Below are 21200 nucleotides of genomic sequence, written 5' to 3'. Positions count from 1 at the left end.
GCTTGACAGATATGTTTCAATGAATCGTTGTGCGCCCGGGTTGCCGGGCGCGACGCACATCCTGGTTTTGACCCCGATTCACGAACCACAGGCGACCGACATGGCCACTCCCGTCACCATCCTCACCGGCTTCCTCGGCAGCGGCAAGACGACGCTGCTCAAGCGCATCCTGAACGAACAGCACGGCATGAAGATCGCCGTGATCGAGAACGAGTTCGGCGAAGAGAACATCGACAACGAAATCCTCGTGCAGGATACGAACGAGCAGATCATCCAGATGAGCAACGGCTGCATCTGCTGCACGATCCGCGGCGACCTCGCGCGCGCGCTCGGCGACCTGGCCGCGAAGAAGCGCGACGGCAAGCTCGACTTCGACCGCATCGTGATCGAGACGACCGGCCTCGCGAACCCGGGCCCGGTCGCGCAGACGTTCTTCATCGACAGCGAGATCGCCGACGATTTCCTGCTCGACGCGATCATCACGCTCGTCGACGCGAAGCATGCCGACGCGCAGCTCGACGAGCACGAGGTCGTGCAGCGCCAGGTCGGCTTCGCCGACCGCCTGTTCATCACGAAGTCGGACCTCGTCGACGACGAGACGCTCGCCGAGCTCAAGCACCGCCTCGTGCACATGAACCCGCGGGCGGCGGTCAAGGTCGTGAACTTCGGCGACGCGGACATCAAGGAGATCTTCGACCTGCGCGGCTTCAACCTGAACGCGAAGCTCGAGATCGATCCGGACTTCCTCGCGGAAGACGAGCACGCGCACCACGGCCACGGCCATGACCACGATCACGACCACGCGCATTGCGACCACGATCACGGCCATTGCGACCACGACCACGATCGCGCGCACGGCAATCACCACCACGCGCACCACGACGACAAGATCAAGTCGTTCGTGTATCGCAACGACCGCCCGTTCGATCCGAACAAGCTCGAGGACTTCCTCGGCGGCATCCTGCAGATCTACGGCGAGCGGATGCTGCGCTACAAGGGCGTGCTGTACATGAAGGGCGTCGACCGCAAGGTCGTGTTCCAGGGCGTGCACCAGATGATGGGCAGCGACCTCGCCGCGAAATGGCTGCCGATCGAGAAGAAAACCAACAAGATGGTGTTCATCGGCGTCGATCTGCCGCAGGACCTGATCACCGACGGCCTCGACGCCTGCCTCGCCTGAGCACGCATCCGCGCCGCTTAGCCGCCGGCCGCCGACCGCTGCCGGCGGCGGCCGGGAGCCGCTTCCTGCAAGGGTTTTGCCGTCATCGCTTTTTCGCGATTTGCAGGTTATATTTCAAAGATATCGGCGCAGCCGACGGGGATCGACCCGATACGGCGCAGACTTGCGATTCAGTTACAATACGTGCCCGCTGGAGTACGGTAAAAGACAGGCCCGGTTCTTGCAGAAGAGCATTGCCGGGCATCGCAACCGTTCCGCATCCGGCCAGGCCGCGTCCGATGCGATCAGCCGCGCAGCAAACCGGTTCGCCGCGCGCGCAAGTCGACGCCAGGCCCGTCCTGGTATTTGAGAACCGGTTTTTCCAGAGGCTTTCGGCCCCGCAGTCGCCAAACGCAAATGATTGCAAGCGCAGTTGCGGGTAATCCCAAAGTGCAGGCAATATGTTTCGTTTGCCGCACATTGAAGAAGCAAGCAGATGACGAAGAAACTCTTGACCGAAGCCGAAATCCTGAAGATGAGCGACAAGGATTACATGAATGAGGATCAGCTCGCCTTCTTCAAAGCTCGGCTCGAACAATTGCAGGCGGAAATTCTCCACAATGCGGGCCAGACGACCGAGAACCTCCGCGAGACGGTGATCGTGCCCGATCCTGCCGATCGCGCGACGATCGAGGAAGAGCACGCGCTCGAGCTGCGCACGCGCGACCGCGAGCGCAAGCTCCTCAAGAAGGTTCAGCAGTCGCTCGCCCGCATCGAATCCGGCGATTACGGCTGGTGTGAGGAAACCGGCGAACCGATCGGCATTCCGCGCCTGCTCGCGCGGCCGACCGCGACGCTGTCGCTCGAGGCGCAGGAGCGCCGCGAGCTGCGCCAGAAGCTGTTCGGCGACTGAGCAGCCCGGCGTTCCGCCCAGACACGCTGCTTCCCGAAAGCGCGCGGCCTGCCGCGCGCTTTTTGTTTTTCCGGCCGGGCGAATTCCCGCCCCCCGCTCTTGATATCCCGGCGTGCGCCCTAAAATGAAACGCATGCGCGCCGGGCCGCTCCCCGGCGCACCGCGATTCATGCGGCGGCGCGGCGCGCCGCGCCTCTTCCCCGTTTTTCTCAAGGAACGCAGATGGAGCAATTTCACGGCACGACCATCGTTTCGGTCCGGCGCGGCAACCAGGTCGCGCTCGGCGGCGACGGCCAGGTGACGCTCGGCAACATCGTCATGAAGGGTGGCGCGCGGAAAGTGCGGCGGATCTACAACAACCAGGTGCTGGTCGGCTTTGCGGGCGGCACCGCCGATGCGTTCTCGCTGCTCGACCGCTTCGAGGCGAAGCTCGAGAAGCACCAGGGCAACCTGACCCGCGCGGCCGTCGAGCTCGCGAAGGACTGGCGCACCGACCGGATGCTGCGCCGCCTCGAGGCGATGCTGATCGCGGCCGACGCGAACACCACGCTCGTCATCACGGGCAACGGCGACGTGCTCGACCCGGAAGGCGGCATCTGCGCGATCGGCTCGGGCGGCGCGTACGCGCAGGCCGCGGCCCGCGCGCTCGTCGAGAACACCGAGCTGTCGCCGCGCGAGATCGTGGAGAAATCGCTCGAGATCGCCGGCGACATGTGCATCTACACGAACCACAACCGCGTGATCGAAACGATCGAGTAAGGAACGAAACATGAGCACCATGACCCCTGCCGAGATCGTCTCGGAACTCGACAAGCACATCATCGGCCAGGACAAGGCGAAGAAGGCGGTGGCCGTCGCGCTGCGCAACCGCTGGCGCCGCCAGCAGGTCGCCGATCCGCTGCGCACCGAAATCACGCCGAAGAACATCCTGATGATCGGGCCGACGGGCGTCGGCAAGACCGAAATCGCGCGGCGCCTGGCCAAGCTCGCCGATGCGCCGTTCATCAAGATCGAAGCGACCAAGTTCACCGAAGTCGGCTACGTCGGCCGCGACGTCGACAGCATCGTGCGCGACCTGATCGACATCTCGGTCAAGCAGACGCGCGAAGCCGAGATGCGCAAGGTGCGCAGCAAGGCGACCGACCAGGCCGAGGACCGCATCCTCGACATCCTGCTGCCGCAGCCGCGCGCGGTCGGGTTCGGCGCGAGCGCCGAGCACGCGAACGACGACAACAACGCGACGCGCCAGACGTTCCGCAAGCGCCTGCGCGAAGGCCAGCTCGACGACAAGGAGATCGAGCTCGACCTCGAGCAGCCGACGATCGGCATGGACATCATGGCGCCGCCCGGGATGGAAGAGATGACCGAGCAGATCCGCTCGATGTTCTCGAACCTCGGCGGCGGCAAGAAGACGCGCCGCAAGGTGAAGATCAGCGAAGCGCTGAAGCTGCTGACCGACGAGGAAGCGGCGAAGATGCTGAACGAAGAGGAAGTGAAGACGAAGGCCGTGCAGAACGTCGAGCAGAACGGCATCGTGTTCCTCGACGAGATCGACAAGATCACGTCGCGCAACAACGAAGGCGGCGGCGGCGAAGTGTCGCGCCAGGGCGTGCAGCGCGACCTGCTGCCGCTCGTCGAAGGCACGACGATCAACACGAAGTACGGGATGGTGAAGACCGATCACATCCTGTTCATCGCGAGCGGCGCGTTCCATCTCGCGAAGCCGAGCGACCTGATTCCGGAGCTTCAGGGCCGCTTCCCGATCCGCGTCGAACTGGAATCGCTGTCGGTGAAGGACTTCGAAGCGATCCTCGTCTCGACCGACGCGAGCCTCGTCAAGCAGTACCAGGCGCTGCTCGCGACCGAGGACGTGCAGCTCGAATTCGCCGAAGACGGCATCCGCCGCCTCGCGGAGATCGCGTACGCGGTCAACGAAAAGACCGAGAACATCGGCGCGCGGCGCCTGTACACGGTGATCGAGAAGCTGCTCGAGGAAGTGTCGTTCGCGGCCGGCAACCACGCCGGCGAATGCGTGACGATCGATGCGAAATACGTCGAGCGCGCGCTCGGCGAGGTGTCGCAGGACGAGGACCTGTCGCGCTACGTGCTGTAACGCGCGGGGCGGCAGCGACTTGAAAACGGGCGGCCCGATGGGCCGCCCGTTTTCGTTTGGGGCCGGGGGGCCGGTGCCTAGCGGCAGGTGCTTGGCGGCCGATGCCTCGCGACCTGTGCCCCGCGGCTTACTGCCGTACCGGCTTCTTCGCGAGCTTGCGCTGCAGCGTGCGACGGTGCATGTTCAGCGCGCGGGCCGTCGCCGAGATGTTGTTGTTGTTCTCCGCGAGCACGCGCTGGATGTGCTCCCATTCGAGCCGGTCGACCGACAGCACGACCGGGTGCTCGAGCGCTTCGTCCGCCTGCACTTCGCTCGCGTTGGTCTGCAGCGCGGCCAGGATCGACTCGATGTTCGCCGGCTTCGCGAGATAGTTGTCGGCGCCTTCCTTCACGGCCTGCACCGCCGTCGCGATGCTCGCGTAGCCCGTCAGCACGAGAATCCGCGCGTCCGGCTGCAGGTCGCACAGCGGCGCGATCAGGCTCAGCCCCGAGTCGTTGCCGAGATGCAGGTCGACGGTGATGAACTGGAACTTGCCCGCCGCGGCGAGCTTGAGCGCCGTCTCCTTGTCGTGCGCCTGCTGGACCGCATAGCCGCGGCGCTCGAGGCCGCGCGCGAGCGTGCCCGCAAACACCTCGTTGTCGTCGATCACCAGGAAGTTGTTGTCGCTCATGTGGTTTCTCCGTCTACATGTTGGTTGGGGGCGAACTACGCCGCGTGGCGCGTCACCGGCAGGCGCAGCACGGCCCGCGTGCCGCGGCCCGGGCAGGCCCCGGCAGGCCGCCCGCCGGAGCGCCCTGCTCCGTTGGCCGCTTCCGGCGCGTGACCGTCTGATGCGCCGCCCGGCAGGCCCGCTGCGGCTGCCGCCGCCGCGCGCGGCTTCGCGTCCGACAGCTCGATGTGGCCGCCGAGCCGCGCCGCCGCGCTGAACGCGAGGTACAGGCCGACCCCGTGCCCGCCCTGCGTGCTGTCGACCGGCATCGCGCCGAGCGACTCGCGCAGCGGGGCCGGAATGCCCGGACCGTCGTCGCGTACTTCGAATTCGATCTCGTCCGACTTGCCGTCGTGCGCGACCTTCGCCGCGAGCGTCACGTGCTGCGGGCTCGCGCGTGCGGCGTTGTCGAGCAGGATCGTCAGGATCTGGCCGGCCGCGACGGGGTCGTCGAGCGCGACGCCCGCCGGCCGCGCGCCGAGCAGCTCGAACTGCACGTGCGGATGCCGCAGCCGCCAGTGCTCGACGAACGTGTCGAGCCAGTCGTCGACGGGCTGGCGGCTCGCCGGCGCGCTCGCGCGGCTGCGCAGGCGCGCGAGCGCGGACGTGCAGAGCGTCATCTGCTCGTCGAGCACCTTCAGGTCGGCGTCGTAGCGCGCGAGGCCGGCATCGGTGCGCGCGGCGTCGCGCAGCTCCTCGGTCAGCATCGCGATCGTCGACAGCGGCGTGCCCATCTCGTGCGCGACCGTCGCCGCCTGCACGCCGAGCGCGACCGCCCGCTCGTCGCGCAGGAGCCGCTGCTGCGCCTCGCCGAGCGCCGCGTCGCGCTGGCGCAGCGCGTTCGACATGCGCGCGACGAACCATGCGATCAGGCCCACGCTGACCATGAAGTTCACCCACATCCCGGTACGGTAGTAGTCGAACAGGTTCGCCGGATTGTCCATGTTGAGCGGCACCGAATCGAAGCCGAGCGCCGCATAGCAGGCGACCGCGAACGCCGCGAGCCAGATCATCAGGTGCCACGGCAGCACGGCCGCCGCGATCGCGAGCGACGGCAGGTACAGCGACACGAACGGGTTGGTCGTGCCGCCGGACAGGAACAGCAGCGCCGACAGCGCGCCGAGATCCACCCACAGCTGGCCGAGCAGCTCGAAATTGGTCTCGGGCCGCGCGCGCAGCACCCGCACCCAGGTCAACGCGTTGAAAACGATTTCGAGCGCGATGACCATCAGCATCGCCGGCAGCGGCAGATGCACGCCGAAATAGGTCTGGACGACGCCGATCGTCGCGAGTTGGCCGATGATCGCGAGGTTGCGCAACCAGAACAGATGGCTGAGGTTGACGCGGCCGGTAGTGGTGATTCGTTGCATTCGCCCAGTTTACCCGTTTAACCGGGGGCGGCCCTAGCAAGGGGCCAGAACGCGAGCGCCGGACATCGCGTGCCCCTGGCCGTCCCCGCTATGCCGGCTTTCCCGCCACGCGCCGGGCGATCTCGTCGGCAAGGCATTCCGGGCAAAGACAACGCGCGCCACTGGCCGGCTGCGCGCCGTCGGGCAGCCCGGGCATCGACATGCACCAGCAGTCGAACGGCTGCGTGCGCGCGCCGCAGTCGAAGCTGCGGCCGCAACGTGGGCAGCGCGCGCTTCGCGGCGCGGAGCGGCGATCGGCGGCGGTTTCGGTCATGACGGGGGTGGAGAACGAGCGCGGCGGCGCCCAACGAAACAAGCATAACGCGGCGGCCGGATTTTGCGGGTCGGCCGAACGGCCGACATAGAGGGCCGACATCGCGGGAAGGGCGTGCGAACGGCGCGCTTCGCGCCCTCCCCGGCGCCGCATCCACCCTCGGCTTTCCCGCGCCGGCCGGGCCGCGCAGCCTGATCGCCCGTTGCGCCGCCCCCTGCCGCCGCGCGTCCCCGCCCGCCCAAAATCCCCGATGCTGCGCTGCGCCACTCCTGTACAATTCGCCCTGTTTCAACCGTTCCCAGCCAGAGCCGCCGCCATGTCCGAGCCCATCGACCTCTCGCAGATCGCCCCCACGCTGAAAGCCGAAATCCTCGCGGAGGCGCTGCCGTACATCCGCCGCTATCACGGCAAGACCGTGGTCATCAAATACGGCGGCAACGCGATGACGGAAGAACGGCTCAAGCAAGGCTTCGCGCGCGACGTGATCCTGCTGAAACTGGTCGGCATCAACCCGGTGATCGTCCACGGCGGCGGCCCGCAGATCGACCAGGCGCTGAAGAAGATCGGCAAGCAGGGCACCTTCATCCAGGGCATGCGCGTCACCGACGAGGAGACGATGGAAGTCGTCGAATGGGTGCTGGGCGGCGAAGTGCAGCAGGACATCGTGATGCTGATCAACCACTTCGGCGGCCACGCGGTCGGCCTGACGGGCAAGGACGGCGGCCTGATTCACGCGCGCAAGCTGCTGATGCCGGACCGCGACAATCCGGGCCAGTACATCGACATCGGCCAGGTCGGCGAAGTCGAGGCGATCAACCCGGCGGTCGTGAAGGCGCTGCAGGACGACGCGTTCATTCCGGTGATCTCGCCGATCGGCTTCGGCGAGGACGGCCTCTCGTACAACATCAACGCCGACCTGGTCGCCGGCAAGCTCGCGACGGTGCTCAACGCCGAGAAGCTGCTGATGATGACCAACATCCCGGGCGTGATGGACAAGGACGGCAACCTGCTGACCGACCTGTCGGCGCGCGAGATCGACGCGCTGTTCGAGGACGGCACGATCTCGGGCGGCATGCTGCCGAAGATCTCGTCGGCGCTCGATGCCGCGAAGAGCGGCGTGAAGTCGGTGCACATCGTCGACGGCCGGATCGAGCATTCGGTGCTGCTGGAAATCCTGACCGAGCAGCCGTTCGGCACGATGATCCGCTCGCATTGAGCGCCCGCCGCCACCAGCCACCTTCCCCTGACCTGCCGGCCGCCCTGCGGCGCCGGCGCATCTCGCGCAGCCGGCCCCGCGCCGGAGCGCCGGTGTGGCTGTTCGATCTCGACAACACCCTTCACCACGCATCGCACGCGATCTTCCCCGAGATCAATCGCGCGATGACGCAATACATCGTCGACGCGCTCCAGGTCGAGCGCGCCGAGGCCGACCGCCTGCGCAACGACTACACCGTGCGCTACGGCGCGGCGCTCCTCGGCCTCACCCGCCACCACCGGATCGATCCGCACGACTTCCTGCGCGTCGTCCACACGTTCGCGGACCTGCCCGCGATGCTGCGCACCGAGCGCGGTCTCGCGCGCATCGTCGCCGCGCTGCCGGGCCGCAAGTTCGTGCTGACCAACGCGCCGGAAAACTATGCGCGCGCGGTGCTGCGCGAATTGCGCATCGAGCGGCTGTTCGAGCGCGTGATCGCGATCGAGCACATGCGCGACCGCCGCACGTGGCGCGCGAAGCCGGATCACACGATGCTGCGCCGGACGCTGCGTGCCGTACGCGCGCGGCCGGCCGACGCGATCCTCGTCGAGGACACGCGCAGCCATCTCAAGCGCTACAAGCGCCTCGGCATCGGCACGGTGTGGATCACGGGCCACCTGCCGAGCCATTTGCCGAACACCGGCCGCCCGAATTACGTCGACCAGCGGATTCGTTCGTTAAAATCGCTGCGACTGGGCACTCGATCGGGGCGACAAAAATGCAGCCGACTCACCCGCAGGACCAAGCCGTAACGGAAGACCAGACCACGCCGTCCCGCTCGCGCCCGAAGCCGGGCGAGCGACGCGTGATGATCCTGCAGACGCTCGCCGGGATGCTCGAGGCGCCGAAGCCCGAGAAAATCACGACTGCCGCACTCGCGGCCCGGCTCGACGTGTCGGAAGCCGCGCTGTACCGACACTTCGCCAGCAAGGCGAAGATGTACGAAGGGCTGATCGAGTTCATCGAGCAGGCGCTGTTCGGGCTGGTCAACCAGATCGTCGCAAAGGAGCCGAACGGCGTGCTGCAGGCACGCACGATCGCACTCACGATGCTCAATTTCGCCGCGAAGAATCCCGGAATGACGCGCGTGCTGACCGGCGAGGCGCTGGTTGGCGAAGACGGGCGGCTGGCCGAGCGCGTCGAGCAGATGCTCGAACGAGTCGAAGCGTCGCTCAGGCAATCGCTGCGGCTGGCACGCGCCGACGCGGGCGCGGGCGCGGACGGTGGATCGACCACGACGACGCCGCTGCCGGGCGATTACGACCCGACGATGCGCGCGAGCCTGATCGTCAGCTACGTGCTCGGCCGCTGGCATCGCTACGCGAAAAGCGGCTTCGGCAAATCGCCGACCGAATATGCGGATGCGCAACTGCGGCTGATTCTGCAGTAGGCAATGCCGGCGCGCGCCGGCGATAGACGGATCGATGCGCCGGGCGCATCCGCTCGAACCTGCGCGATGCGGAGCCGCTCACCGGCATCGTCGCCGGCCATCGACGGCTATCGACGGTTCGACGCACGCAGCACGTCGAACGCCCCGGTCGCTCCACCCACCGAATGGCCAACCTCGCCCCTTTTGCCCGTCAGCGCGGCAAAATTCGAACTCGTCCAATTTCCAATCTCTCCCATACTAACTACTTTTAGCCCGTTACCAAACAGAGGTGAACGGGTGAACCATCGCAGCTTTCCACTTTCTCGAACCCGCACCGGCCGCCGTCTCGCCCATTCGGCGCTGATCGCCGGTGCCGTGATGCCGTGGGCGTCCAGTGCGCAAATCGCCGGCGGCCCGCAGCAGGCCAACGGCGTCGCGCTCGAGGTCGCGCCGGGCGACTATTCGACGACCCAGGTCGGCCGCGCGGTGCTGTCCGCGATCAACGGCGGACATCTGACGACGACGGCCAAAACCCGCGCGTTTTCGACGGGCCCCGTCGCCGCCGGCGCCGCCGCATCGGGAGCGGGCTCGCGCGTGGAACTGCGCGATACCGAAATCCGGACGCGCGGCGGCAACAGCGTCGGCATCGACGTGCGCGGCGGCGCGAGCGCGTCGGCGGAACGCGTGTCGATCGATACCGACGGCGACTACGCGCACGGTGCATACCTCTACGGCGCGAACGGCGAGTTCCGCATCGCGGACAGCGCAATCGTCACGCGCGGCAAGGAAAGCGCCGGCATCAACGTGATCGGGACGCCGGGCGGCACGATCGATGTCGCCACTACGTCGATCCGGACCAGCGGCCTGTACGCCTCCGGCCTGTCGATCAGCTACGACGGCGCACACGCGACGCTCGATCGCACCGAGATCCGGACGGACGGCAACTACGCGCCGGTGCTGTTCCTGCCGAGCACGTCCACGGTCGCGTTCAGCGACTCGTATCTGCACGCCAGCGGCGTAGGCTCGCTCGGCGTCGATATGCGCGCGGGCGACGTCGCACTCGCACGCACGCGCGTGATCACGGAAGGCACCAGCGCGCACGGGCTGTACGCATCGAAGGAATACGCCGACACGCCCGTCATCGACGCGACCGATACGCGCGTGACGACCACCGGCGCGCGCGCGGCCGGCGCGATTGCGCGGCGCGGCGGCAAGATCGCGATGACGCGCGGCGGCATCGACACGCGCGGCGCAGGCTCGCCCGGTGCGATGTCGTCCGACAGCGGCTCCGTCGTCACCGCCACCGACATGAGCGTCGACACGTACGGCGACGGCGCCGTCGCGCTCCACGCCAGCACCGGCGGCCGAATCGACCTGTTGCGCAGCGACGCACGCACGCGCGGCGACGGCGCTTATGCGGCCAGCGTCTACGGCGGCGCGCTGAACGTCGATGGCGGCTCGCTCGTCAGCGACCGATACGGCGCGCTCGACGCGGCCGGCGGCAGCATCGCGCTGCGCAACGGCGCGCGCGCGACCGGCGGCGACGGCACGCTGCTGGCCGTCCATGCGCAATACGATGCGCCCGTGCGGCTGACGCTCGATACGGGCTCGCAGGCGGAGGGCGACATCGTGAACCTTCCGACCGACGACGGCAGCGCGACGCCGGCATTGACGGACGTCGCGCTGTCGAACGCGTCCACGTGGACCGGCGCGACCGATGCGGTGCGCACGCTGTCGCTCGACTCGGACAGCCGCTGGACCGTCACCGCGGATTCGTCGGTCGGCTCCGTCGCGCTGAACGACTCGGCGATCGCGTTCGCAGAGCCGACCGCCCGCGCATTGGCGACACCGCGTACGCTCGTCGCGACGGGCGACTATGCGGCGCACAACGGCAAGCTGCTGATCCATACGACGTTGCGCGACGACGCGTCGCCCACCGACAAGCTCGTGATCGACGGCGGCCACGCATCGGGCAACACGGGCGTCATCGTCAAGCACGCCAGCGGCAACGGCGCGCCAACGACGATCGGCATCCGATCGTCGAAACGCGCAACGGCGGCACGACGGCAGCCTCGGCATTCGCGCTCGACGCGGCGTCGGACGGCTACCGTCAAGGTTTCGGCACGCTGTCGGCCGGCGGCTACGACTACATGCTCGCGCGCGGCGGGCACGGCGGCCGCACGGAAGACTGGTATCTCGTATCCGCGGCGCAGCCCCAAGCGCAGCCGGAACCCGAGCCGCAGCAACCGCCGCCACCATCGCAACCGCCGGCCCCGGTGACCCCCGCCGCGCCGATCGAACCCGAAGCCGTACCACCTGCGCACGCGACCGCTCCGGAGCCCGACGCCTATCTCGCGAATGCGGATGCGGCGTCGTGGATGGCGATCCACAGCCTGCATCAGCGCGAGGATCGCACGCTGCGCACCGCCGACTCTGCGTCCGGTCCGCTCGACGGCGCCGTTTGGCTGCGCGCCGAAGGCCAGTTCACGTCGATGTCCGGCGGCGCGCGCAGCGTGTCGGGCAACGGCCGCCTGATCCACGCGGGCGCCGACCTGTTCCGTTTCGACGACGGCCGCGGCGGCAGCGTCCGCGTCGGCGCGATGGGCATGTACGGCAGCCAGACGAGCTGGTCGACCCGCCCGCTATGGAACGCCCTCGAGCGCCGGACGATGGACGCGACCGCGCGCGGCAGCGTGTCCGGCTACAACGTCGGCGTGTACGGCACGTGGTACGGCAGCCGCGACATCCTGTCCGGCCCGTACGCCGATGCGTGGTTCATGTACGGCGCCTATGCGAACAGCGTCGGCGGCAGCCTGACCGGCGATTCGTACCGCTCGCGCACCGTGACGGGATCGGTCGAGACGGGCTATTCGATTCCGTTCTATGAGCGCGGCGATACGCGGTTCTTCGTCGAGCCCGAGGCACAACTCGTCGTGTCCGACTATCACGCGGCCGCGCACGACGCACCGGGCAGCCGCCTCGACGGGCAGGGCTCGACCGACGTGCTGACCCGCGTCGGCGTGCGCGTGCACGGCGTGACTGCGATGCCGTCCGGCCGCGAGCTGCGGCCGTTCATCGAGGCGAGCTGGTGGCACGGCCCCAGCTCGCGGTCGCTGACGCTCGAGCGCAACGCGTTCTCGTTCAGCGTGCCGCGCGACCGCGCGGCGTTCCGGGCCGGCGCGACGGGCCAGTTGAGCCGGCGCTTCTCGGTCTCGGCGAGTGTCGGCGTCGAAGGCAATCTGTCCGACTACGCGCTGGTTCGCGGGCAACTGTCGGCGAAGTATCGCTGGTGAGCCGAGCAGGCCGTCGCCGGCCCACGCAATCCGTGGGCCGGCGAATTCCGCTATACTTTGCCGACCTGCCGCCCCTTGGCGGCAGGTCGGAAGCGCGCCGATTTGCTGACTCGATTGCGGGCGCGCGAACCGGCCGGGGCCTTGATTCGTCTTCGTCCCGGCGGTTCACTACAAATGCGGCTAAAGAGGTCGTCAGCCGCGCATCTCCGACTCCGCGCCTCGCCGACACCGTTTAGCCGCCCAGTCATATGGCATAAGGCGGAACGAATGGAATCGATCGGCATCGTCGCTCCACAGACCATGCACTTCGCCGAACCGCTGCGCTTGCAAAGCGGCAGCGTGATCGGCAACTATCAGCTCGTCGTCGAGACGTACGGCGAGCTCAACGCCGCGCGCTCGAACGCGGTGCTCGTCTGCCACGCGCTCAACGCGTCGCATCACGTCGCCGGCGTCTACGCGGACGACCCGCGCAGCACCGGCTGGTGGGACAACATGGTGGGGCCGGGCAAGCCGCTCGACACCAACCGCTTCTTCGTGATCGGCGTGAACAACCTCGGCTCGTGCTTCGGCTCGACCGGCCCGATGAGCATCGATCCGTCGACCGGCCAGCCGTACGGTGCGCGCTTTCCGGTCGTCACCGTCGAGGACTGGGTGCACGCGCAGGCGCGCGTCGCCGACGCGTTCGGCATCGAGCGCTTCGCCGCGGTGATGGGCGGCAGCCTCGGCGGGATGCAGGCGCTCGCGTGGAGCCTGATGTACCCGGAGCGCGTCGCGCACTGCATCGACATCGCGTCGACGCCGAAGCTGTCCGCGCAGAACATCGCGTTCAACGAGGTCGCGCGCTCGGCGATCCTGTCCGACCCGGATTTCCACGGCGGCGACTACTACGCGCACGGCGTGAAGCCGAAGCGCGGCCTGCGCGTCGCGCGGATGATCGGCCACATCACGTATCTTTCGGACGACGACATGGCCGAGAAATTCGGCCGCGCGCTGCGCCGCGCCGACGGCGCGCTCGACGCGTACAACTTCAGCTTCGACGTCGAGTTCGAGGTCGAGTCGTACCTGCGCTACCAGGGCGACAAGTTCGCCGACTACTTCGACGCGAACACCTACCTGCTGATCACGCGCGCGCTCGACTACTTCGATCCGGCGAAGGCGTTCGACGGCAACCTGACGGCTGCGCTCGCGCACACCAAGGCGAAATACCTGATCGCGAGCTTCTCGACCGACTGGCGCTTCGCGCCCGCGCGCTCGCGCGAGATCGTGAAGGCGCTGCTCGACAACAAGCGCACCGTGAGCTACGCGGAGATCGACGCGCCGCACGGCCACGACGCGTTCCTGCTCGACGACGCGCGCTATCACAACCTGATCCGCGCGTATTACGAACGAATCGCCAACGAGGTGGGTACATGAACCAGCAAGCGCTGAATTCCCTGTCCGCGCGCGCGGACTTCCGCACGATCGCCCGCTGGGTCGAGCCGCGCTCGACCGTGCTCGATCTCGGCTGCGGCGACGGCTCGCTGCTGGCGCTGCTGATGGAGGAACTGGACGTCACCGGCTACGGCATCGAGCTGAACGACGCGGGCGTGCTCGCGAGCGCGAAGAACGGCATCAACGTGATCCAGCAGAACCTCGAGGACGGGCTGCGCCTGTTCGAGGATCACAGCTTCGATATCGCGATCCTGTCGCAGACGCTGCAGACGATCCACCAGACCGCCGCGATCCTGCGCGAGACCGCGCGCGTCGGCCGCGAATGCATCGTGTCGTTCCCGAATTTCGGCTACTGGGCGCACCGGCTGTCGGTGCTGCGCGGCCGGATGCCGGTGTCGAAGTCGCTGCCTTACCAGTGGCACAACACGCCGAACGTCCGGGTGCTGACGATCAAGGATTTCGAGGCGCTCGCGCCCGAGGTCGGCGTCACGATCCTCGACCGCGTCGTGCTGCACGAAGGGCAGCCGATTCGATGGGGAGCGAACTGGCGTGGTAGTCTTGCTGTCTACCGCGTCAAGCGCAGCTGAGCCGGAGCGCCGTTGACAGGCGGCACGGCCAGTCAAGGCACGGCCGTCAGGCCGCGCCGCGCGGGCCGCTCCCGCGCGCTGCCGCCGCCATAACGTCAACGCTACCCAGTTCCATTCCATGTCGAAAACGCCACACGAGGCGCCCGCACTCACCGCTCACGAGGATCACCCCGGCTGGCGAGCCTTCCTGAACACGCACATGCTGATCTGCGTGTTTCTCGGTTTCACGTCGGGTCTGCCCCTCTTCACGCTCGTCTACCTCGTGCAGGCATGGCTGCGCTCGGAAGGCGTGAACCTGAAGGAAATCGGCCTGTTCGCGCTGATCCAGTTTCCGTATACGTGGAAGTTCCTGTGGGCGCCGCTGATGGACCGCTACCTCCCGCGCCTGCCCGGCTGGCGGCCCGGGCGCCGGCGCGGCTGGATGCTGCTCACGCAGTTGCTCGTCGCGGGCGCGATCGCCGCGCTCGGCTTCGTGTCGCCGCGCGACTCGATCTGGACGGTCGCCGCGCTCACCACGCTCGTCGCGTTCTTTGGCGCGAGCGCGGACATCGTGATCGACGCGTATCGCCGCGAGTTGCTGCGCGACACCGAGCAGGGCCTCGGCAACGCGGTGCACGTGAACGCGTACAAGCTCGCCGCGCTGATCCCCGGCTCGCTGGCGCTGATCCTGTCCGATCACCTGCCGTGGGACGTCGTGTTCGCGATCACCGGCGCATTCATGCTGCCGGGCATCGTGATGACGCTGCTCGTGCGCGAGCCGGAAGTGGCCGGCGCGCCGCCGCGCAACCTGCGCGACGCGATCGTGCTGCCGTTCCGCGAATTCATCCAGCGCGACGGCTGGGCCGGCGCGCTGCTCGTGATCGCGTTCATCTTCCTGTTCAAGATCGGCGACACGATGGCGACGACGCTGTCGACGTCGTTCTTCCTCGACATCGGCTTCTCGCGCACGGAAATCGGCATCGTCGCGAAGACCACCGCGCTCGTCGCGAGCGTCGCCGGCGGGATTATCGGCGGCGTCTGGCTCGTGAAGATCGGCATCGGCCGCGGGCTGTGGATCTTCGGCGCGCTGCAGATGGTGTCGACGCTCGGCTTCGCGTGGCTCGCGCAGGTCGGCCCCGGCTCGGCGGTGCTCGCGATGCTCTACGACTTCACGGTCGCCGCGAGCCACGCGATCGCGTCGGTGCTGTCGGTCGTCGGCATCGGGGTCACGCCGCAGCTCAGCCCGATGACGGTGGCGCTCGCGCTCGTCTACGGCTTTGAAACCTTCACGACCGGCCTGACGATGGCCGCCTTCGTCGCATACATCGCGAGCGCGACCGACCCCCGCTACACCGCGACGCAGTTCGCGCTGTTCACGAGCCTCGCGTCGGTGCCGCGCACGCTCGCGTCCGCGGCAAGCGGCTTCATCGTCGCGAAGACCGGCTGGTTCGACTACTTCCTGCTGTGCACCGTGCTCGCGATCCCCGGCATGATGCTGCTGTTCAAGATCGCGCCGTGGCGCGGCGATGCGCGCAATGGCGAGGCGACCCGTGCGCAGTGACCGCCTGCGCCGCATCGCGCACCTGGCCGCATCGCTGAGCGTCGGCATCGCGGCGCTCGGCGCAGGCGCCGCACAAGCAGGCGACACCGGTTCCGCGGGTTCCGCGGCGGCGCCCGGCTCGGCGACGTCGGCCACGCCCGCGCCGTCGTCCAACCCGTCCGCGACCGCCGAGCCGGCGCAGCCGACGGGCGCCGCCGCGTCCGCGAAAGCCTACACGCCGACGCCGCAGCAGGTCCGCTTCGGCAATGCGGTGGCGTTCCGCACGCTGATTCCGTCGCCGCTCCTCGAGCAGTTGACCGCGAACGAATACGCGCAGATCGTGCAGGCGGCGGCGCAAAACAACCGCCTGCTCCCCGCGAACCAGCCGCGCGTGAAGCGCCTGCGTGCGATCGTCGCGAAGCTCATGCCGTATTCGGTGAAATGGAACGACCGGGTCAAGACGTGGGCGTGGGACGTCAACGCGATCCGCTCGCGCGACATCCGCGTGTCGTGCCTGCCCGGCGGCAAGATCCTCGTCTATGGCGGGATGCTGGACCGTGTCCGCCTGAACGACGACGAGCTCGGCGTGCTGCTCGCGCACGGCATTGCGCATGCACTGCGCGAACACGCGCGCAGCAGCTTCAGCGATGCGTCGCAGACGTCGCTGCGCGCGGCGGCGCTGCCGCCGCTGTTCGGCGTCGGCGATCCGCTGCCGCAGCCGCTGAACCTCGACGCGCGCCTGCAGACGCTGCGCTACGACCCGACCGACGAAACCGAGGCCGACGTGATCGGCGGCGACATCGCCGCCCGCGCCGGCTTCGACCCGCGCGCCGCCATCACGCTGTGGGACAAGCTCGCCGCCGCGACGCGCGCGAACAGGGAATCGGGCTTCATCTACACGCACCCGTACGACGCCGCGCGCCGCCAGGACCTGCTGAATCGCCTGCCGGACCTGCTGCCGCTTTACGCAAAGGCTACGGCCAAACGCGTCGACGCGCTGCCCGACTACGCGGGAATCAGCGCGCAGCGGCGCAAGGTCTCGCGGCGCTGAGCGGATGGCGCGGCGTGCGCCGCTCGCCGACACCCGCCGGCCCGATCTCGCCTGCCGCTTTACGCACCGGCCTCTCGCTCGTCCGTCCAGTAGTCGATGACCGCCCCGCCGCCGATCGTGCGGCTGTCCGCCTCGCGCATCCAGCGCACCTCGTCGCCGGGGCTGCGCCCGAACAATCGCTTGAACTCGCGGCTGAACTGCGACGCGCTCGCATAGCCGACCCGCGCCGCCGCCGCGCCCGCACCGACGCCGTCCTGCACCATCATCAGCCGCGCCTGATGCAGGCGCGTCGTCTTCACGTACTGCATCGGCGACGTCGCGGTGACGCTCTTGAACTGCGCATGGAACACCGCGACGCTCATGCCGGCTTCGCGCGCGAGCGTGTCGACATCGAGGTCGCCGGTCAGGTCCGCGTGAATGCGGCGCAGCGCCTTCGCGATGCGGCCGAACTGATGCTGCTGGACGAGCGCCGCGCGAATCGCGTCGCCCTGCGCGCCGGTCAGCACGCGATAGGCGATCTCGCGCATGATCGACGGCCCGAGCACGCGCGTGTCGTGCGGCGACGCGAGCGCTTCGAGCAGGCGCAGCACCGCGTCCGCGAGCGGCGCGTCGAGCGGGGTCGAATACACGCCGCGCGGCTCGCTGACGGCAACGCCGCGGGTTTCGTCGAGCAGGATCGCGAGTTCCGCGATCACCGCGAGATCGACGCGGATCGAGATCGCGAGAAACGGCTCGTCCTCGCTCGCGAACGTCTCGCATTCGAACGGCAGCGGCACCGACAGCACCAGATATTGCTGCGCGTCGTAGATGAATGACTGATCGCCGAGATAACCGTGCTTGCGCCCCTGGCAGACGACGACGATGCTCGGCTCGTACAGCACCGGCATGCGCGGCACCGTCCGGTTCGCGCGGATGAAGCGCACGCCTTCCATATCCGCCTGCGTAAAGCCCTCGTTCGGCGCGAGACGCGCGAGCAGGTCGATCATGCGGCGCTGCACACGGTCGCCGGCATCGGCAAAAAGGGGCTGGAAGCTCATCGGCGCAATCCTGGACGGCAAGAGAAACAGGCTTGCAATGTAGCACCTTGACGCTGTTTTAGCGGGGTGTTGGCCGCACTTCGAGAGAAATAGGCAAATCTTCGAGACCTTCAGGTATTTCACGGCGACGCCGCGCTCCGTACGATGGCGTCCTGTCTCGCCGCGCCGCCACATGGCGCGACGGCAGTGACTTTTGCCGAACAAGGAGCCCCGCATGAGCACAACCTATGCCTTTGCCGCGACCGACGCCCAGTCGCCGCTTGCCCCGTTCGAATTCCAGCCGCGCGCGCTGCGCGATCTCGACGTGCAGATCGAGATTCTTTATTGCGGCGTCTGCCACTCGGATCTCCATCAGGCGCGCAACGAATGGCGCAACACGATCTACCCGGTCGTGCCGGGCCACGAAATCGTCGGCCGCGTGAGCGCGACCGGCCCGCAGGTGTCGCGCTTCAAGGTCGGCGAGCTGGTCGGCGTCGGCTGTCTCGTCGATTCGTGCCGGACGTGCCCGAGCTGCGCGGAAGGGCTCGAGCAGTATTGCGAGAACGGCTTCGTCGGCACCTACAACGGCCGCGACCGCGTGAGCGGCGACGTGACGTACGGCGGCTATTCGACGCAGATCGTCGTCGACGAGGCGTTCGTGCTGCGCGTGCCGGACACGCTCGACCCGGCCGGCGCGGCGCCGCTCCTGTGCGCGGGGATCACCACGTATTCGCCGCTGCGCCAGTGGAACGTCGGCCCGGGCAAGAAGGTCGGCATCGTCGGCCTGGGCGGCCTCGGCCATATGGGCGTGAAGCTCGCGCGCGCGATGGGCGCGCAGGTCGTGCTGTTCACGACGTCGCCGTCGAAGGTCGAGGACGGCAAGCGGCTCGGCGCGCACGAAGTGGTGATCTCGAAGGACGAAGCGCAGATGAGCGCGCACCTGAACAGCTTCGACTTCATCCTGAACACGGTCGCCGCGCAGCACGACCTGAACCCGTTCCTGCACCTGCTGAAGCGCGACGGCACGATGACGCTGGTCGGCGCGCCCGAGCACGACCACCCGTCGCCGCAGGTGTTCAACCTGATCTTCAAGCGGCGGCGTCTGGCCGGCTCGCTGATCGGCGGGATCGCGGAAACGCAGGAAATGCTCGATTTCTGCGCGGAGCACGGGATCACGTCGGACATCGAGACGATTCCGATGCAGCAGATCAATGCGGCTTACGAGCGGATGCTGAAGAGCGACGTGAAATATCGGTTCGTGATCGATATGGCGTCGATCAAGGCGTAAGCAGCAAGCAAAACGGGCTGCATTTCGCAGCCCGTTTCGCATCCGGCGCCACACACGGCGCGCATCACTTCTTGTAGTCGTAATCCACCGTCAGCGGCGCATGATCGCTGAACTTGATGTCCTTGAAGATCGACGTGCGTTTCGCGGTGCCGGCCACGCCCGGCGTCGCGATCTGGTAATCGATCCGCCACCCGACGTTCTTCGCATACGCCTGGCCGCGGTTGCTCCACCACGTGTACTGCTCGGGACGCGGATCGAGCGCGCGGAACACGTCCACGTAGCCGACGTCGTCGAACAGCCGCGAGAGCCACGCGCGCTCTTCCGGCAGGCAGCCGGAATTCTTCTGGTTGCTCTTCCAGTTCTTGATGTCGATTTCCTTGTGGACGATGTTCACGTCGCCGCACAGGATCACTTCGCGCTTCTTCTTCAGCTCGGCGAGGTGCGGCATGAACTCGTCCATGAAGCGGTACTTCGCCTGCTGGCGCTCGTCGCCGCTCGAGCCGGACGGCACGTACACCGACACGACCGACAGCTTGCCGTAGCGGGCCTCGACGTAGCGCCCCTCGGAATCGAATTCGCTGCTGCCGAAGCCGATGATCACGTCATCGGGCTCGCGGCGGCTGTACAGCCCCGCGCCGCTGTAGCCCTTCTTCTCGGCGTGGTGGAAGTAGCTCCTGAGGCCGTGCGGCTCGACGAATTCGGCCGGCAGGTCGTCGGCCGACACCTTGATCTCCTGCACGCACACGCAATCGGCGTTCTGCTCGCCGAGCCATTCGAAGAAGCCTTTCTTCGCGGCGGAGCGGATGCCGTTCAGGTTGGCGGTAATCACTCGCATCATGTCGGGTTTCCGTTCAATATTCGTTCGTATCGTAACGCCTGCTTACCGGATCTTCACGCCTTCCAGCTCGGGCTTGGCCGGCGGGAATTCCAGCTTCATGTCGGTCAGCGTGCGCAGCAGCAGCTCGGCGATCATCACGTTGCGGTGCGTCTTCGAGTTCGCCGGAATCACGTACCACGGCGCATGCTCGGCCGACGTCGCGGCGAGCGCGTCGCGGTACGCGTCCTGGTACGCCTCCCAGTGCTTGCGCGCGTCGAGATCCGAGATGTCGAATTTCCAGTGCTTGACCGGGTCGTCGATGCGCGCCTGCAGCCGGTCGCGCTGCTCGTCCTTCGAGATGTGCAGGAAGCACTTGACGACCGTCGTGCCGTTTTCGACGAGCATCGTCTCGAAGTCGCGGATCTGCCGGTAGCGGCGCTCGCACTCCTTCTCGTCGATCGCGCCCAGCACGCGCGGCACGAGCACGTCCTCGTAGTGGCTGCGGTTGAAGATCGCGAGCTCGCCGGCCGCCGGCACCTGCGCATGCACGCGCCACAGGAAGTCATGCGCGGCCTCGATCGGCGTCGGCGCCTTGAACGGCACGACGCGCAGGCCGAGCGGGTCGACCTCGCGGAACACCGCGCGCACGGTGCCGTCCTTGCCGCTCGTGTCCATCCCCTGCAGCACGAGCAGCACGCGCTTCTTCTGCTGCGTGTGCAGCCGCTCCTGCTGCACGTCGAGCTCCATCGAGATCGACGACAGCCGCTCGCGGTCGGCTTCCTTCGCGCCCGACGAGAACGGCTTCGCGGACGGATCGTATGCGCCGAGCGAGAACGCTGCCGCGTCCTTCTCGCGCGTGTGGTACGGCACCCGGTAATCGTCGAGCGACGGTTGTTTCGCCATGCGTTCCTCCGTGTGACGGCGCGCACGCCGCGTGCGCACCAGTTGCAACGGGCCGCCCCGAACAGGTTCGGCGGCGGCCCGTGGTCAAGCGCGA

Annotated in this window: 19 protein-coding genes and 1 pseudogene; 14 read left to right on the top strand and 6 right to left on the bottom strand. The window is 67.7% G+C overall.

Annotated elements, in window-relative coordinates; all coding sequences use genetic code 11:
• Positions 1–19: 19 nt before the first annotated feature.
• The 4 genes from WJ35_RS11750 (at position 20) to hslU (ending at position 4185) form a co-directional block, all read left to right on the top strand.
• Entirely contained in the window at positions 20–1180 is a 1161-nt protein-coding gene (locus WJ35_RS11750; protein ID WP_080484304.1) for a CobW family GTP-binding protein, read from the top strand.
• Positions 1181–1655: 475 nt separating this feature from the next.
• Positions 1656–2072, top strand: a complete 417-nt coding sequence (gene dksA, locus WJ35_RS11745; RefSeq protein WP_010090354.1) for an RNA polymerase-binding protein DksA — start codon at positions 1656–1658, stop codon at positions 2070–2072.
• Between the two features lie 222 nt (positions 2073–2294).
• Positions 2295–2831, top strand: coding sequence for an ATP-dependent protease subunit HslV (hslV, locus tag WJ35_RS11740; RefSeq protein ID WP_010090353.1), 537 nt, complete (start codon positions 2295–2297; stop codon positions 2829–2831).
• A gap of 10 nt (positions 2832–2841) precedes the next feature.
• Complete coding sequence (hslU, locus tag WJ35_RS11735; RefSeq protein WP_010090352.1) at positions 2842–4185, top strand: ATP-dependent protease ATPase subunit HslU; 1344 nt, start codon at positions 2842–2844, stop codon at positions 4183–4185.
• Positions 4186–4312: 127 nt separating this feature from the next.
• On the opposite strand, the gene WJ35_RS11730 is transcribed toward hslU, so the two are convergent.
• The 3 genes from WJ35_RS11730 to WJ35_RS30005 form a co-directional block, all read right to left on the bottom strand.
• A complete protein-coding gene (locus tag WJ35_RS11730) occupies positions 4313–4855 on the bottom strand; it encodes a response regulator transcription factor (RefSeq protein ID WP_010090351.1) in 543 nt (180 codons plus the stop codon).
• A gap of 35 nt (positions 4856–4890) precedes the next feature.
• Complete coding sequence (locus WJ35_RS11725) at positions 4891–6264, bottom strand: ATP-binding protein (RefSeq protein ID WP_060235117.1); 1374 nt, start codon at positions 6262–6264, stop codon at positions 4891–4893.
• An 88-nt stretch (positions 6265–6352) separates the two neighbouring features.
• The gene (locus WJ35_RS30005; protein WP_010090349.1) at positions 6353–6577 is read right to left on the bottom strand and encodes a cysteine-rich CWC family protein; all 225 of its coding nucleotides are present in this window, start codon (positions 6575–6577) and stop codon (positions 6353–6355) included.
• 316 nt (positions 6578–6893) lie between these two features.
• Between WJ35_RS30005 and argB the strand changes: the two genes are divergently transcribed.
• The 9 genes and pseudogenes from argB (at position 6894) to WJ35_RS11680 (ending at position 17082) form a co-directional block, all read left to right on the top strand.
• Positions 6894–7793: an acetylglutamate kinase gene (gene argB / locus WJ35_RS11715; RefSeq protein ID WP_010090348.1), complete on the top strand. Its 900-nt coding sequence runs from the start codon at positions 6894–6896 to the stop codon at positions 7791–7793.
• Positions 7790–8584 carry a pyrimidine 5'-nucleotidase gene (locus tag WJ35_RS11710; RefSeq protein ID WP_060235118.1) on the top strand — a complete coding sequence of 265 codons (795 nt, stop codon included), beginning with the start codon at positions 7790–7792 and terminating at the stop codon, positions 8582–8584. The genes argB and WJ35_RS11710 overlap by 4 nt, the downstream gene beginning before the upstream one ends.
• Complete coding sequence (gene slmA, locus WJ35_RS11705) at positions 8551–9222, top strand: nucleoid occlusion factor SlmA (protein ID WP_069239191.1); 672 nt, start codon at positions 8551–8553, stop codon at positions 9220–9222. The genes WJ35_RS11710 and slmA overlap by 34 nt, the downstream gene beginning before the upstream one ends.
• Before the next feature lie 3 nt (positions 9223–9225).
• Positions 9226–11175: pseudogene (locus tag WJ35_RS32630) on the top strand (hypothetical protein); the annotation flags it as partial.
• Positions 11169–12494, top strand: a complete 1326-nt coding sequence (locus tag WJ35_RS32100; RefSeq protein WP_230459686.1) for an autotransporter outer membrane beta-barrel domain-containing protein — start codon at positions 11169–11171, stop codon at positions 12492–12494. The pseudogene WJ35_RS32630 and the gene WJ35_RS32100, both read left to right, overlap by 7 nt.
• A 267-nt stretch (positions 12495–12761) precedes the next feature.
• Positions 12762–13907 (top strand): homoserine O-succinyltransferase MetX, encoded by a 1146-nt coding sequence (gene metX, locus WJ35_RS11695; RefSeq protein ID WP_059588349.1) that lies wholly within the window; start codon positions 12762–12764, stop codon positions 13905–13907.
• Positions 13904–14512, top strand: a complete 609-nt coding sequence (metW, locus tag WJ35_RS11690) for a methionine biosynthesis protein MetW (RefSeq protein ID WP_010090338.1) — start codon at positions 13904–13906, stop codon at positions 14510–14512. Before metX ends, metW begins: the two co-directional genes overlap by 4 nt.
• A 118-nt stretch (positions 14513–14630) precedes the next feature.
• The gene (locus WJ35_RS11685; RefSeq protein ID WP_060238583.1) at positions 14631–16052 is read left to right on the top strand and encodes an AmpG family muropeptide MFS transporter; all 1422 of its coding nucleotides are present in this window, start codon (positions 14631–14633) and stop codon (positions 16050–16052) included.
• Positions 16042–17082, top strand: coding sequence for a M48 family metallopeptidase (locus WJ35_RS11680; protein ID WP_060238590.1), 1041 nt, complete (start codon positions 16042–16044; stop codon positions 17080–17082). Before WJ35_RS11685 ends, WJ35_RS11680 begins: the two co-directional genes overlap by 11 nt.
• Positions 17083–17141: 59 nt before the next feature.
• Here the strand turns inward: WJ35_RS11680 and WJ35_RS11675 are convergent, their stop codons facing one another.
• Positions 17142–18119: an AraC family transcriptional regulator gene (locus WJ35_RS11675; RefSeq protein ID WP_060238581.1), complete on the bottom strand. Its 978-nt coding sequence runs from the start codon at positions 18117–18119 to the stop codon at positions 17142–17144.
• A 214-nt stretch (positions 18120–18333) separates the two neighbouring features.
• Here WJ35_RS11675 and WJ35_RS11670 point away from each other — a divergent pair, with 214 nt between their 5' ends.
• The gene (locus WJ35_RS11670; protein ID WP_010090334.1) at positions 18334–19386 is read left to right on the top strand and encodes an NAD(P)-dependent alcohol dehydrogenase; all 1053 of its coding nucleotides are present in this window, start codon (positions 18334–18336) and stop codon (positions 19384–19386) included.
• A 64-nt stretch (positions 19387–19450) separates the two neighbouring features.
• Here the strand turns inward: WJ35_RS11670 and WJ35_RS11665 are convergent, their stop codons facing one another.
• Positions 19451–20224 carry an exodeoxyribonuclease III gene (locus tag WJ35_RS11665; protein WP_059954385.1) on the bottom strand — a complete coding sequence of 258 codons (774 nt, stop codon included), beginning with the start codon at positions 20222–20224 and terminating at the stop codon, positions 19451–19453.
• A 42-nt stretch (positions 20225–20266) separates the two neighbouring features.
• On the bottom strand, positions 20267–21106 hold the full coding sequence (locus tag WJ35_RS11660) for a PPK2 family polyphosphate kinase (protein ID WP_059893402.1): 840 nt from the start codon (positions 21104–21106) through the stop codon (positions 20267–20269).
• Positions 21107–21200 lie beyond the last annotated feature (94 nt).

The organism is Burkholderia ubonensis, from assembly GCF_001718695.1.
GTDB classification, from domain to species: Bacteria; Pseudomonadota; Gammaproteobacteria; order Burkholderiales; family Burkholderiaceae; genus Burkholderia; species Burkholderia ubonensis_B.
Note: the sequence above shows the minus strand (reverse complement) of the source record. Positions and strands in the feature narration are given on the sequence as shown.

What these genes read in the sequence shown, in the direction of transcription:
- WJ35_RS11750 (WP_080484304.1), top strand. Translation starts at nt 20, where the DNA reads ATGAATCGTTGTGCGCCCGGGTTGCCGGGCGCGACGCACATCCTGGTT.
- dksA (WP_010090354.1), top strand. Translation starts at nt 1,656, where the DNA reads ATGACGAAGAAACTCTTGACCGAAGCCGAAATCCTGAAGATGAGCGAC.
- hslV (WP_010090353.1), top strand. Translation starts at nt 2,295, where the DNA reads ATGGAGCAATTTCACGGCACGACCATCGTTTCGGTCCGGCGCGGCAAC.
- hslU (WP_010090352.1), top strand. Translation starts at nt 2,842, where the DNA reads ATGAGCACCATGACCCCTGCCGAGATCGTCTCGGAACTCGACAAGCAC.
- WJ35_RS11730 (WP_010090351.1), bottom strand. Translation starts at nt 4,855, where the DNA reads ATGAGCGACAACAACTTCCTGGTGATCGACGACAACGAGGTGTTTGCG.
- WJ35_RS11725 (WP_060235117.1), bottom strand. Translation starts at nt 6,264, where the DNA reads ATGCAACGAATCACCACTACCGGCCGCGTCAACCTCAGCCATCTGTTC.
- WJ35_RS30005 (WP_010090349.1), bottom strand. Translation starts at nt 6,577, where the DNA reads ATGACCGAAACCGCCGCCGATCGCCGCTCCGCGCCGCGAAGCGCGCGC.
- argB (WP_010090348.1), top strand. Translation starts at nt 6,894, where the DNA reads ATGTCCGAGCCCATCGACCTCTCGCAGATCGCCCCCACGCTGAAAGCC.
- slmA (WP_069239191.1), top strand. Translation starts at nt 8,551, where the DNA reads ATGCAGCCGACTCACCCGCAGGACCAAGCCGTAACGGAAGACCAGACC.
- metX (WP_059588349.1), top strand. Translation starts at nt 12,762, where the DNA reads ATGGAATCGATCGGCATCGTCGCTCCACAGACCATGCACTTCGCCGAA.
- metW (WP_010090338.1), top strand. Translation starts at nt 13,904, where the DNA reads ATGAACCAGCAAGCGCTGAATTCCCTGTCCGCGCGCGCGGACTTCCGC.
- WJ35_RS11685 (WP_060238583.1), top strand. Translation starts at nt 14,631, where the DNA reads ATGTCGAAAACGCCACACGAGGCGCCCGCACTCACCGCTCACGAGGAT.
- WJ35_RS11675 (WP_060238581.1), bottom strand. Translation starts at nt 18,119, where the DNA reads ATGAGCTTCCAGCCCCTTTTTGCCGATGCCGGCGACCGTGTGCAGCGC.
- WJ35_RS11670 (WP_010090334.1), top strand. Translation starts at nt 18,334, where the DNA reads ATGAGCACAACCTATGCCTTTGCCGCGACCGACGCCCAGTCGCCGCTT.
- WJ35_RS11665 (WP_059954385.1), bottom strand. Translation starts at nt 20,224, where the DNA reads ATGATGCGAGTGATTACCGCCAACCTGAACGGCATCCGCTCCGCCGCG.
- WJ35_RS11660 (WP_059893402.1), bottom strand. Translation starts at nt 21,106, where the DNA reads ATGGCGAAACAACCGTCGCTCGACGATTACCGGGTGCCGTACCACACG.